The 15267-nt window shown below is 45.4% G+C and carries 3 protein-coding genes; 1 reads left to right on the forward strand and 2 read right to left on the reverse strand.

Going from position 1 to position 15267, the window contains the following annotated elements:
* Positions 1–239 precede the first annotated feature (239 nt).
* On the reverse strand, positions 240–13154 hold the full coding sequence (locus K1X76_00630; GenBank protein MBX7147562.1) for a hypothetical protein: 12915 nt from the start codon (positions 13152–13154) through the stop codon (positions 240–242).
* Between the two features lie 374 nt (positions 13155–13528).
* Between K1X76_00630 and K1X76_00635 the strand changes: the two genes are divergently transcribed.
* Positions 13529–14347 (forward strand): hypothetical protein, encoded by an 819-nt coding sequence (locus K1X76_00635; GenBank protein MBX7147563.1) that lies wholly within the window; start codon positions 13529–13531, stop codon positions 14345–14347.
* Here the strand turns inward: K1X76_00635 and K1X76_00640 are convergent.
* Positions 14344–15267 (reverse strand): lysophospholipase, encoded by a 924-nt coding sequence (locus K1X76_00640; protein ID MBX7147564.1) that lies wholly within the window; start codon positions 15265–15267, stop codon positions 14344–14346. The two genes, K1X76_00635 and K1X76_00640, sit on opposite strands and share 4 nt — an antisense overlap.

The following is a 15267-nucleotide window of genomic DNA, read 5'->3' on the forward strand; positions in this document are numbered from 1 at the left end:
CAATCTCCTTCATGAATAGATACAATGAACATAGTTTTATGGGGATTCGATAGAATCTTCCCATGCCCATAATTATTATCGGTCCCATGGAGGGCAAAGTTGCTAGAAAGGTTGATAGAGATGACCCAAACTTCATAAAGGCCAAGTATTTATAATTATTAATAAATTTAGTGAGAAAGCTTTTGCCCCAAAAGAAGGTATTAAAAACAACCTAAAATATAGGTTGTTTTTTAAAACTGTTATTTTCTTTTCACAAAACGCGGGGCCGTAAGCGCAATAAGCATAATAAGAAAAATAAAATGAAAATTCTGAGGATTATGGTCTTGCAGTGATAAAGCACAACCACCGCCTGCGGCGTGGAATGTTATACCGGCATGATCCCCGCCCCCCCCACTGGTTGTACCTGCCGTATTGCGTGTAACGCTGTATACTACCGTCGACGTACCAAAGGCCGTTTGTTCACTCATGATAATTTCAAAAATCCCATCATTATCGGTATCGGCTAGTGTTAATGCCTGGGCACCCAAATAACTGTTTGCGGAGTTGCTGTAAATCATGAGGCTCTTGCCCGATTCGGTATCACTTAAATCTACCAGGGTATCGCTTGAATTGTCGTACCCAAAAACAACATAAATAACACCGCCGCCGTTTTCGCCACCCGTGGGGACGCTGATGACAACATCTTCATAACCATCGCCGTTTACTTCACCCATACGTGTATTGTAACCAAACAAACCATCACAATAATTACCCAATATGGTAACGTCGGCATCATCGGTATTTTGGTTTGTGAGTGAATCTTCTCCAAAAAACACGTAGGTAGAGCAAGCATCCATGCTGGTTAAAGCAATATCATTATAACCATCTCCGTTAAAATCACCAATATCCGATGAATAGACGGGATTGTCCGAGCTGAGTGAGGCATCCGATTCGTCCAGGTCAATATCCGAACTCCAAGAATGTGTTCCGCCAACAATATGCACGTTACCCGAAAGTATAGAATCAACAGTGCGTGTTACTTTTCGGGTAATTGAAATTCCCAAATTAGATTCCATTTGATCAACATCACTACCGGCATAGCGACGGCCTACAAATAACTCGGCTTCGTTATCGTTACTGATATCTTCGGCGTTAATAAAAATATTTTCATCCAACGGAACATCATCGGCTTCGTTGACTAACGATAAAAAGTTATCAAAATCATCCGAGTAGATAGAAATAATTTGAAGGCCCGGTGCATGAATGGCAACTTTACTATCGAAAGGAACAATTTTATAGCCAAATTTATTGTTTTCGGCCTGCCCTGCTAACGTAGCTACCGCATCGGGTAAATTCCAGGCTTCAACGTTGCCGCTTACTTCATTGACAGGGATACGATAGACTATCCCGGTGTCGTTATTGGCCGAAGGATCGCCAATAAACAAAACTGTTTTATCGGCATTATAAACATAAATAACGGGTTCATCGGAAAGAGCAAAGAAGGAGAAGGTGTCAAAATCGAGTGTAAAGACATCGCCATGGCCATCAACGCTGGCGATATTTTCTGTAATATATTGGCCTGACCCTGTTACGTTGCTCGCTAAAGTTCCTTCCATGCGCGACATTCTGGTGTCGTTCGTGGCAACCTGAGCTTGGTGGACGTAAATAACAACAGATTCACTGGCTGTTTGTTCATTATCCGATACGGTGAGTGTTAATGTGGCCTCGCCGTTACCGGAACCAAACGTAAGATGAACGCTGCTACCCGTTGCCGATCCAGAAATGGAGGCGTTGCCCGAAACGGTCCAGGCATAGGAAGAATAACTGGTTTCGTGAGCGGCGTATGTAAGCGTTGTGCTCGCTGCGGCAACTTTATTGCCTACAATTAACGCATCAAGTTCTTCTGGTTGTTCTTCATCATCATCACTAGCAGTAATTGCCACATCGTTAACACTGATACCATCATAGTGAGAATCATCACTGGTAACCGTGTGTGTGATAGTAGCGGTTCTTTCTCCATCCACACTATCATTATTTGCCACAGTAGCTGTTACTGTTTGTGGGGTATCCCAGTTGGCGCTTGTAAAGGTAAGAGTGCTTGTACTGAGAGTGACTTCTTCGGAATCATCCGCAATTGCTACTACAACATCGGCCGTAGGTTCTGCGGTTAAAACAACGGTGTAATTGTCGTTGGACCCTTCTTCAATACTTAAAGTGCTCTCACTTAAAGTGATGTTAGCTGTATCGTTATCCGTAATAGAAGCTACAATTGATCCCACCGAAATACCGTTATAATTAGAATCACCCGAAGCTGCTGTGTGTGTAATTGTTGTATTGGCCACGTCAATAGTATCATCGTTTACAGCTGTTAATGTTACCGTTTGCGGTGTGTTCCAGTTAGCACTTGTGAACGTGAGTGACGATACGTTGGCTGTTGCTTCGGCCGTGGAAACAATCGTAATCACCACATCCGCCGTGGGCTCTGTGGTGAGAACAACAGTGTAAGTGTCGGTAGTACCGTCTTCCGTTAGTTCCGTTGTACCGAGGCTTGCTGTTACACTCACACCGGCCGTATCGTTATCGGTAATATTCACCGTTACAGAACCGGCTGCATAATTATTATAGTTGGTGTCGCTACTACTTACCGTATGGCTAATAACAGGGGCATGGGCTCCTTCCATTACCGAATCATCAACAGCGGTAATAGTTACCGTTTGAGGTGTAGCCCAGTTAACGGTTGTAAAGCTTAATGAAGCACTACTGCGTGTATATTGAGCACTGGATGAAAGCGCAACGGTCACAGTGGCTGATGGCTGGCTGGTAAGCACAACGGTATAAGAATCGGTAGCGCCTCCTTCGGTTATATCTGTTGATCCAGCGCTTTCATCAATCGACACACCGGCGGAATCATTGTCGGTAACGCTCACCGACACCGAAGCAAGCGACAAACCATCGTAATTGTCATCATCACTGGTAACACTATGTGTGATGCTGGTTGTATCGGGGCTGGTTTCATCACTATCATCGTCGACAGCCGTAACCGTGATGGTTTGTGGTGTATTCCAGTTGGCATTGGTGAATGTTAATGTTGAAAGATTCACACTGGCTTGTGCGGTACCGCTTACTGTGATTACCACATCCTGAGTAGGCAGGGCATTGAGTACAATTGTATAGGTATCGGTAGCGCCGCCTTCAGTTACTGTTGTGGTACCGCCCGATTGAGTTAGAGTAAAACCGGCAACGGCTGTTACCGTGATAGTCATGCTGTCGGCAACAGAGTCATTTGTTCCATCATTTACCACAAGTTCAAACGTACAGGTATAATTGGTATTACCGTTATTGAGAGAGACGCTGGGCGTTGCTGTGGTGTCATCCGTTAAGCTACAGTTATTGCCTGCATCCGCAGTTTCGGTCCACGCATATGTTAAACTCTGGCCTTCCGGATCGGACGAGCTTGTGCCGCTTAACGATACAGAACCGGCTTCATCATTCACATTTTGATCTACACCTGCATTGGCCGTGGGCGCGTCATCATCCCCGGTCACACTAATTGTCATGCTATCGCCCGTGGAATCGCTATTCCCATCGTTCACAATTAATTGATAAGTACAGGTGTAACTGACGGTTTTATTCAGAATGGCCACACTGGGTGTAGCCGTGGTGCCGCCCGAGAGCGTACAGTTATTGCCGGTATCGGCGGTTTCGGTCCAGGCATATGTCAAAGAATCATTTTCAGGATCCGACGAAGCGCTTCCTGTTAATGAAACCGTGCCATCGGAATCATTCACCGTTTGATCAATGCCGGCATTGGCAGTAGGAGCATCGTCATCCCCTGTTACGGTAATGGTCATGCTATCAGCCACAGAATCTTGCGTGCCATCGTTTACAATGAGTTGATAGGTACAGGTGTAACTAACTTTTTTATTTAAGATTGTCACCGTGGGAGAAGCGACGCTTCCGGATGAGAGCGTACAATTACTTCCGGTATCATCTGTTTCGGTCCACGCGTAGGTGAGCGATTCACTTTCGGGATCGGAAGAAGAAGTTCCATTTAAATTTACCGTGCCTGCCGAATCGTTCACGGTTTGATCAATGCCTGCATTCGCCGTGGGCGCGTCATTATCGGCGGTAACGCTGATGGTGACACTGTCACTTGCAGAATCTTGTGCCCCATCGTTGACGGTAAGAGAGAAAGTACACGAGTAAGAACCGGTTTTATTAAACAAGTTGAGTGTGGGGCTCGCCACATTGGTGCTTTGGAGACTACATGCATCATCATTATCAGAAGTTTCTACCCAGTTATAGGTAAGGCTATGGTTTTCAGGATCGCTGGAGGCGGAACCATCCAGACTAATGGAAGCAGCACTTTCATTGGGCGTTTGATCACTACCCGCATTGGCTGTGGGAACATCATTATCGCCATTGACGGTAATGGTCATGCTATCGCCCGCAGAGTCGGAATTTCCATCATTCACAATCAGTTGATAGCTACAGGTGTAGCCTGATGTTTTATTTAAAATAGTAACGGTGGGTGAAGCAACGCTTCCCGACGAGAGCGTACAATTATTTCCGGCATCGGCGGTTTCGGTCCACGCGTAAGTCATGGCTTGCGCTTCCGGATCGCTCGAAGCGGTGCCATCCAAATTAACCGTACCAGCACTGTCATTTACTGTTTGGTCGTTACCAGCATTAGCTGTGGGTAAGGCATTATTAGTGGCCACACTAATAACCATAGTATCGGCCACAGAATTATTGGTGCCATCATTCACCACCAGGCGATAAGTACAGGTATAACTATTTAATTTATCCGCAATGGTAACGGTAGGTGTGGCGGTTGTTCCGCCCGCTAACGTACAGGCATCGCTTGCATCGGCTGTTTCAGTCCACAAATAAGTAAGCGATTGTCCCTCAGGATCACTCGATGCAGAACCATCTAGATTAACGGTGCCATCTTCTTCTGCCACGTTTTGATCGACACCTGCATTAGCTGTGGGGGCATCGTTATCACCGGTTACGTTGATTGTCATTGCATCTGCGGATGAATCACTAGTGCCGTCATTCACCACAAGCTCATAAGTACAAGTGTAGCTCGTGGTTTTATTCAAAATAGTCACACTGGGCGAGGCCACATTGTCTGCCGAGAGCGTACAATTATTACCGGCATCATCTGTTTCGGTCCACGCGTAGGTGAGCGACTGATTTTCGGGATCAGTTGAGGTAGAACCATTTAAATTAACAGTACCAACAGAATCGTTTACCGTTTGATCAATATTGGCATGGGCTGTGGGCGCATCGTCATCGGCTGTCACGTTAATAACCATTTCATCTGCGGCCGAATCGTTAGTACCGTCGTTCACCACGAGTTCATAGGTACACGAGTAAGAAGCGGCTTTATTGGCCAGTGTTACCGTAGGCGTAGCGCTTGTTCCTCCTGTTATAGAACAACCACTGTCGTCGTCACTGGTCTCGGTCCATTGATAGGTAAGGCCACTGCCTTCAGGGTCGCTCGATGAAGAGCCGTCCAAGTTAACAGTACCATCGCTTTCGTTTACGTTTTGATCATTGCCGGCATGGGCCGTAGGTGCATCGCTATTGGCAGTAACGTTAATTACCATTGTATCGCCGGCCGAATTATTGGTGCCGTCATTCACAATTAAACGATACGTACAGGAATAATTGGACGCTTTATCGGCAATGGTCACTGTAGGTGTTGCGGTAGTGTTACCCGCTATTGAGCAGGCGTCTGCTGCGTCAGCCGTTTCTGTCCAAGCATATGTCAACGATTGACTTTCGGGATCACTCGAGGCGGAACCATCCAAATTAACCGTGCCGTCAGTTTCGTTTACGTTTTGATCCACACCTGCATTGGCGGTTGGGGCATCATTATCGCCGCTCACCGTAATGGTCATGCTGTCGGCGGCCGAATCATTGGTGCCGTCGTTCACTACTAATTCGTAGGTGCAGGTGTATCCCGAGGTTTTGTTCAAAATAGTTACTGTGGGGGAGGCCACAACTCCTGACGAGAGAGTACAATTATTTCCCGCGTCCGCAGTTTCAGTCCATGCATAGGTAAGTGCGTGAGCTTCGGGGTCACTCGAAGTAGATCCATTTAAACTAACCGTTCCTACAGAATCATTCACGGTTTGATCAATACCGGCATGGGCTGTAGGGGCATCGTTATCGGCTGTTACGTTAATGACCATTTCATCGGCCGCCGATTCGGTGGTTCCATCATCAACCACCAGTTCATATGTACAAGAATAATCGGTGGCCTTGTTGGCAATTGTTACTGTGGGTGTGGCCGTTGTGCCACCAACAAGCGTACATGCATTGGCTGCATCGGCGGTTTCAGTCCAAGCAAAAGTAACCGATTCTGCTTCGGGGTCGATAGAATTGGAACCATCTAAATTAACGGTGCCCGCCGATTCATTTACATTTTGATCCGGTCCAGCATCGGCCGTGGGAGGATCATTATCGGCAGTAATGCTAATTGTCATGCTATCGGATGCTGAATCGCTTGTACCGTCGTTCACCACCAATGAATACACGCAAGAATAATTTGAGCTTCTTTCGGTAAAGGTTACCGTGGGTGTAGCTGTTGTTTCACCACTAATAGCGCATGAATCCGAAGCATCTGTTTCTTCTGTCCACAAGTAAGTGAGTGATTGGCCTTCGGGGTCGCTTGACGTAGAACCATTTAAATTGACCGAAACTGCGTTTTCATTAGGTGTTTGATCGTTACCCGCATGGGCTATAGGGGCATCATCATCGGCTGTCACATTGATTGTCATCGAATCGCCGGCTGAATTGTTTGTGCCGTCGTTCACCACCAATTGATACGTACACGAATAATTTGTGGCTTTATTGGCAATGGTTACCGTGGGTGTAGCGGTTGTGCCGCCGGCAAGCGAGCAAGCACCGGCCGCGTCGGCCGTTTCGGTCCATAAAAATGTAACCGATTGTGCTTCGGGGTCGATAGAATTGGAACCATCCAAATTAACGGTGCCTGCCGATTCATTCACATTTTGATCATCACCGGCATTCGCAGTAGGTGCATCATTATCCCCAGTAACACTAATTGTCATGGAATCGCCGGCCGAATTGTTTGTGCCGTCGTTTACCACTAATTGATATGTACACGAATAACTCGATGTTTTTTCGGAAATGGTCACCGTGGGAGTAGCAGTTGTGCCTCCCGCTAATGAACAGCCACCGGCTGCGTCAGCCGTTTCGGTCCACAAGTAAGTTATCGACTGGCCTTCAGGGTCACTCGAAGATGATCCATCCAGATTAACGGTGCCCGCTGTTTCGTTTACGTTTTGATCCACGCCCGCATTCGCCGTCGGCGCATCATTATCACCCGTCACACTAATTTGCATGGAGTCGGCAGACGAATCACTATTGCCATCATTCACCACTAATTCGTAGGTACAAGTATAACTGCCTGTTTTATTCAAAATAGTCACATTGGGTGAGGCCACATTATCAGCCGAGAGCGTACAATTATTTCCCGCATCAGCGGTTTCGGTCCAGGCGTAGCTAAGTGTATCGTTTTCGGGATCGCTCGAAGTGCTTCCATCCAAATTTACTGTGCCGGCCGAATCATTTACAGTTTGATCAATATTGGCATTGGCCGTTGGGGCATCGTCATCGCCGGTGACGTCAATAGTGATGGCATCGGCCGATGAATCAACAGTGCCATCATTTACCACCAGTTCGTACGTACAATTGTAATTTGTTTTTATGTTTAAAATCGTCACATTCGGCGAGGCCACATTATCAGCCGAGAGCGTACAATTATTTCCTGCATCGGCGGTTTCGGTCCAGGCATAACTTAACGTATCGTTTTCCGGGTCACTCGACGTGCTGCCATCCAAATTAACGGTGCCGGCCGAATCATTTACATTTTGATCATCTCCGGCATGAGCAGTGGGCGCGGTGTTGGGTACAGTTTCATCATCTTCGTTCACAACAGCAACATCATCTGGATCTAAAATTTTATAATCATCATCATTACTATTAGAAGGCGTTCCTAAAATAACACTGTAATTCTGGTTACCGTCAGCATCTTCATCATCCACACCGGTTACGGTCACCGTTTGCTGATTCATCCAGTTAGCCGAAGTGAACGTGAGTGAAGCCGGTGAAACTGTACCTTCATCGGTATTGCTGCTGGAAACAGGAATCACCACATTGGCTGTGGGTTGGGTATTAAGATGCACGTTAAAGATGGCCGTGCCGCCTGCTTCTGTTGTATTGCCCGAAATGCCGCCAACCGTATAGCCGGGCGTATTATCGTTATCGATATAATATAAAGTATAACTATCAATTCCACTGACTGACGTATTGTTTGTAGCGGTGATAGTGAAAATCTGCTCTCTTTCCGGTTCCGGATCGGCATTATCTGCAGGGAAATTAATAGTAAAACCTTTGCTGGTTTCTCCCGGCGCAAATTCAAGAGTACCGCCATAGGCTTCCATAGAATCACCGGGCAAGAAATCGTAAGCTTGCGCGGCTGACGTGACGGCCATAAAGTAAGTCAGCGAAACTGTTTTGCCTGAAGCCGCACTCAAATCGAAAGTAATGGTTTTGGAAGCCGCCGATTCCAGTACACTCGATCGGGCTTCGTGGAATTGCACCGTAGGCGCGGCATCATCATCGGTAATAGTAGCGGTTACCTGTTGAGGGCCTCCGCTTTCATCCTCAACTCCATTATCAACGCTATCGACATCCACAATAACAGTTTCATCATCTTCATCCGTAGTATCTTGGGCGCGTGTAATGCGGATGGTACAAGTAGTATCGCCTATTGCGACAATACAAGAAGTACCATCGGGGCGCGTATAATCGCTGGTAAAAGTGGCCGTTCCGCTAAAAGCAAAATGGACAGTGACATTTTCGCCATAAGTTCCGGAGAGTGTGGCGGTGATGGTATCGGTAATATCCCCGGCCAATTCTTCGGTAATGGTGGGGTAATTTTGTGCAATACTCACTGTAGGATAAGTATCATTATCTGTATTTACTACATCTTCTACATCGGCAGGATTAAGAGCGGCATAATCGTCGTCATCACTATCGGTAGGTTGGGCCAATACAATATCGTATTGATGATCAACATCCACAATATCATCATCAACACCGGTTACGGTTACTGTTTGATTGGTACTCCAGTTGCCGGGTGTAAAAGTGAGTGTCGCCGGTGAAACTGTACCTTCATCTGTGTTGCTACTCGATACTGGAATCACCACATTGGCTGTTGGCCTACTGTTAAGCTTGACGGTAAAGGTAGCTGTACCACCCGCTTCGGAAGTGGGGCCTGAAATGGCACTGACGGTGTATCCAGGAGGAGTATCATCATCCACAAAAACTAAGGAGGCGTAATCTGTTTCTGCAAGCGTAGCATTGGTGGTATTGTAAAGTGCAAAACTTATGTGTTCTTCCGGTTCAGGATCACTATCTTGTCCATGAAAATTGGAAATGGTAAAGGCCTTGCTGATTTCTTCCGGGTCAATGGTGATTGCCCCGGTAAAACTACCTACTTCTATCCCATCGTACAGATAACCTTCTGCCGCCAGATCACCATAAGTATAATCCAAAATTTGGATATTGGCGGTAATAGTTTTTCCGGAACGACCACTTAAATCTATCATAATGTTCTTGGAAAGATCAGATTCGTTCACCAACACTTCGGTTTCGCGTAATGTAATTGTAGGAGGTAAATCTGTTTCGTCAGCAACAATGGTGGCTGTTACTCGTTGTGGTCCGCCGCTTTCATCCTCAATTCCATTTTCAACACTGGCCACATCTACAATAGTAGTTTCGGCATCTTCATCCATTGTATCTTCGGCACGAGTTATGGTGATATGGCAAGTTGTATCTCCCGATCCTACGACGCAAAAATCACCATCAGGCAGTGTGTAATCGGGGTAATTTCCATTAATTCCTGTGGCTGTACCGCTAAAAGAAAAATGTACGGTTGTATCACGATTAATACTCTTAGATAGGGTAGCGGTAATAACATCCGAAATAGGGTTGTCATCGGCCACATGGGCTTCTGTCATCAATCCACCTGCGGCACTTTGATCGATTGTTACATAGGCTTCGTTATCGGTAATAGTGTAAGTATGCGTGTCATTTTCATCCAGTGCTGCTAAATCGGGGTCGCCAAGCTGAACCACAATGGTTTCGTTGGCTTCCACTTCATCATCATCGGCAATGGTAATGTTGATATTAGCTGTAGTTTGCCCACCTGGAATAGTAACGGTGCCACTAGGTGCTGTAAAATCAAGGCCGGCAGAGGCTGTACTGCCGCCAAGTATACTATAAGGTACCACTGTATCGTGCTGAACAACTTTTGAGAGAGTTAATTGCAACTGGGCCGGTGTACTAGATTCACTACCACTGGATGACGTTGTAGTAAATTCAACAGAAGGTTCGGCATCGTCATCGATAATAAAGGCCGCAAAGGGTGTATTTTCATAGTCGCTATCTGCATTGACAGCCGTGCCTACTACAACAGCCCAACCTTCATAACCTTCATAAATTGTATCGTGAATGGCTGTTAGTGTAACACTACAGGTAGCTTCATTTGGCAAAAAGATACAATCACCCGAATCATCCACACCGTTATCGGCCGTATAATCTTCATCACGTACAGCCATGAGTTCGGGAACCATGCCGTCAAAAGTTTCGGGGTAGTTTAAATGAAGAGTCACTCCCTTGCCCGATGCGGCCGTGAGCACGGCAGAAATGGTTACATGGTTACCAAACTCTCCATCCGCTTCTTCATTATAATAGCCGTTACCCGCTCCGCCCGTGAGCTGTAAATTAAAAATAGTAGGAGGATCATCAAAATCGGTAATGTTAATAGTAACCTGTTGTGTGCCACTCTCGGTTCCGTTGTTAACAGAAGTGACATCGGCAATAACAGTTTCGCTATTTTCATCCGAACCTTCATGAACAGAAACAACACGGATGGTACAGGTGGTATCCCCCGCCGAAACAATACAAGAGCTGCCGTCCGGAAGGGTATAATCAGCGTTGCCCCCGGTTGCTGTGCCGCTAAATCCAAAGTTAACGGTTACATCGACACCGTTAGCAGCTGAGAGCGTGGCGGTGATGGTGCTGGTAGTGGTTCCATCTTGATCTTCGGTGATAGTGGCATTGTTTTTATCAATCGTCACACTGGGATTAACATTCATCACAAACGCAACCGATCCACTGTTAGCTGTACTCCACGAAGAAGTATCGGTGCCGTCATTAGAGCGCACGCGCCAGTAATACGATTTACCAACAAGAGTTTGGTTTTGTGCGCCTACGGCATATGTTCCACCGCCTTCGGCTTGGCCTACGGTAAATGATTTGGAACCTTCGGCAGCGGCGGCCGATGTGTAATCCACAACAGGCGAGCTGAAATCGGAGGTATCATCAATTTGAATTTGATACGTGAGAGAATCGTTGTCGTCATCTTGGTCGGTAAACGTAAGCGTGGGTGTTGTATCGGTAACGGTAGACCCATCTACATAACTGGCAGCGCCAAGTGATGATGGTGCATCGGGTGCGGTGTTGCTGGGGGCATCATCATCGGTATTACTCATCACTACATCGGCTGGATCACTTCCACCAAAATTGCCATCGGCAGATGTTATAACGTCTGTAAGAATGTGATATTTTATATTGCCATCACTTGCTCCATCATCCACACCGGTAACGGTAACAGTTTGAGGGGTATCCCAATCACCATTAGTAAAAGTAAGGCTAGCTGGCGATACAGTTCCTTCTCCGGTGTCATCACTTGAAAGATCAATAACCACATCAGCAGCGGGTTGTTGATCTAAAACCACGGTAAATGTGTCGGTGCCACCGGCTTCTGTGGTTGTTGCTGTTTTTTTACTAATTGTTACATGGCTTGTTACTTCAAAGTAAGCTTTGGTGCTGGCACCATCTGTAGTAACAGTATAACCGGCAGGATCGGATAGCAAACCGCTAACGATTTGTACCATGTATTTACCAGCGCTTAAGGTGGTGGGCCCAGTAATGTTAAATTGACCGCTACGGTTATCACCACCATCGGTATCACGCGAGAGCGTGAGGCCGCTGATGGTGTCGATTACTGTTGCTCCGTCATCAGAGAGAAGATTGAGTAAAATATGTCCGCTTAACGTAGTAGCATCTAAATCATATCCCTCGTTTCCTGCTGTAGTTCCGGCACGGATCTTAGTAAAACTACTGTTGCCAGGAAAAAACGAAAGACGCTCTGCATAAGTATCAACATCAGCAATATTGCCAAAATGAGTCCCACTATAATCTACAAAAAAGTCTATTATTTCTAAATCGCCCCCCCCGCCCCCGCCTCCACCGCCGCCATCGCAATTGGCGTTCATAAAGGCATCGTTGGTCATACAATAATTGCCATCACCATCGTCATATAAATTGCTACCGCCTGTAGCCAAAGCAAAATCGGCAACGCAGGTTGCCATTTCGGTGCTGCCTGTGGCAATTTCCACATAGCCAAAACTATAGCCCACACTACCCGTGGGATAATCATCGCTACAATCGGGGCTATCAAAATAATTGCCGCAACTGGTGGCGTTGTTACAGCCATCGCCGGGGCCTTCTGCTGCAGGGTCGCAGGCGCTGCCAATATCGGTAATGAGCGTGTTGTTAAAACAATTATAATTTAATCCGTTTCCATCGTTTCCGTTGGCTGTTAAATCGGCGCTGTAGGTGGTTAAGGCTAAGTTGGCCATACATTGTAATTTTTCTTCGGTATAACTGGCAAAATCAATTCCATCTTGCCACGAATATGTGCCCCCACCCGGGTTACAGGCTTGGTTAAAAATATTTTTACAACTTTCAAGCGAATGACAACCAGCTCCTCCGCCATCCACGCAAGTTGTATCTACGTACGAGTTGCCAAGTACGGCCATGTTAACGCAGTAGTCCGAATGGCCATCATCACCATCGGGGTCGGTATTTTCTGTTGAATTGGAAGGGGGAAGCGAATTGGCCAAGCCGTAATCGGCAATACAAGTCATTTGCGTGGCATTCATGCCGCCAAAATTTATTCCATCGCTCCACGAATACAAACCATTGCCCGGATCGCAATCGGTATTAAAATATTTTTCGCATTCATAAGCCGAATAACAACCGTGTGTGAGTCCTTGTGTGGCCAATGCTGTTTGTGAAAAGGCAGTGAGAGAGAATGAGAAAGCTAAAAGGGCAAAAAGATTCAGCCATTTATTCCGTGATACCCCCCTTTTTTGCCCATATCCCATATCTATTATAGAGAGCAAAGGCCGTGCCTTTTTGGCTAAGATGCTGAAAATAGTGAATTTTTGTATTGTTATATAAGGACTTGTAATTATTGGCTAAATTTTTATCCGATGTTATTTTGAAGTTGACCAAATGGGCAATTTATCATTATTTTTCATATAGTTAGTCAATATTTTGACAATAATATTACGTGTTTATCAAACTGGTAGAGTTTTTGATTCCGTTAGGACGCAACATTTGAAGGTAATATACCGATAATATTCATGGGCATTTTATGACGATTGATTCTTTAACATCGCAAGCGCCGCAGCAAGCGGCATTGCCGCTTGTAACAACGGGCGCAGTTTTAACGTCTCCTCTAAAACAAAATGGCGACGGCTATGCGTTGGCTTCTTTTTCCTCATTGCCGCGCAGCACACCGCCTTTATTGCCGCCTCTATTTTTTGTACCTCAAGCAACTCCTACAACCTCAAGCGGGGTAAGTGATACCGATACAGGAACAACAGCTCCCACCTGTAACACTGCTGTAAGTTTAACCAGTAGCTGGAATGAAGAGACTTTTGGTTATAATGCTACCATTAGAGGACAAATGGTGATTGGGGATATAGAAAAAGTAATTGTGGCTCTTGCTCAAGCCGATAGCGCCGGTTTTAAAAAGATTTATCCAGGTATTGCACAAGTAACCCCCAATGGAAATGGTGTGTATACATATTTTATTCATGATACGAGCGATGTTTCTACTTACATTGGGCACTGTGTTAAATTTACTGTTACACGTAAACCTGATGGTGGCGTAACGATTACGCGTGAAAATTGCGGCCCACAACCCGATAAACCCGCTTGTGCTGGTTTTATGGATTACTACACCAATTTTACAAGTAACCGTGTAACCTGGGATTTTACACGTATTGGCGATAGTTCTGTTTTTGATGTTACCTGTAAGGTTAATTCACAATCTTATTTTAAAGATCAAACAGCTGCGTGGGGTGTAAGTCAAAGAGGACAAAAAATGAAAATTCCGTTTGATACCAATCTTAAAGCCTCTTTTGCCCGTGCCCGTACTCTGTTTGCGGGTGGTATTGCTTCTTCCTAATGATATTCGCTAAACCAGGCATCCATTTCCTGCGCATATTTTAACAGTGTTTCTTCTGCCACAGGGATGTGTTCACAATTTCCCAAGAGAACAAATTTCTTTTTGCATTTTAAGCGATCATAATTTTTTTTGGAGAGCGATGCAGGCAAAAGTTTGTCTTCTCTGCCATGCAAAACAAGTGTGGGAATTTTATTGAATTGTTCAAAAGTAATAAGCGGTTTTGTGCTCACAAGACTATAACCCGCACTAAGCGTGTAATTATGAATAACAAGCGGGTTGGTTTTAAACAAATCTTTTACAACGGTATCATCGCACAAATAATCTACTTGTAAAAAATGTTGTAACGGTAAATTGGCTTTTGGAAAAAGTTTTGCTGCCAATTTTAGAACCGGTTTTAACGGAATCATTAAACTTGTTTGTCTGTTTATTTTAAGAGTTTCGTTACTTCCAAAATCCATTAAACACAGGCTGGCTATGGCTTTAACGTTGGCGCCTGCTGCTGCTGCATAATAACTTAAGCCCCCGCCCATAGAAATGCCAGCCAGGTAAACATTGTTGCCAAAGCGTTTATTCGCATAATTAACGGTATCAAATAAATTTTGTACAAACTCGCTGATGGTGCCACTGCCATAGGGTTTTGTGGTCATGCCAAAGCCCACTAAATCGGGGCATATTACATTGTAACTAGCTTTAAAGAGCCCTTTTATCATGTGCCCCATCATGCGGCCACAACTAGACAAACCATGGCAATATACCACGGTGGGAGAAGGTTTGGTTTGTTCATAAATATCTAAATGAATTTGTGTATCGCCGGAGGGGATATATTTTTCCTCAATCGTGTTTTTAAAAAATAATAATTCATCGGGATCGGAAAAAAACTCCTCCCAATGGGAGTGATCCTTGTAAAAAGGTAGTGACAT

The organism is bacterium, from assembly GCA_019695305.1.
In the GTDB taxonomy this organism is placed as follows: Bacteria; UBA10199; UBA10199; order UBA10199; family JAIBAG01; genus JAIBAG01.

Coding starts and splice junctions, on each gene's coding strand:
- K1X76_00635 (MBX7147563.1), top strand. CDS start 13,529: ATGACGATTGATTCTTTAACATCGCAAGCGCCGCAGCAAGCGGCATTG.
- K1X76_00640 (MBX7147564.1), bottom strand. CDS start 15,267: ATGTCACTACCTTTTTACAAGGATCACTCCCATTGGGAGGAGTTTTTT.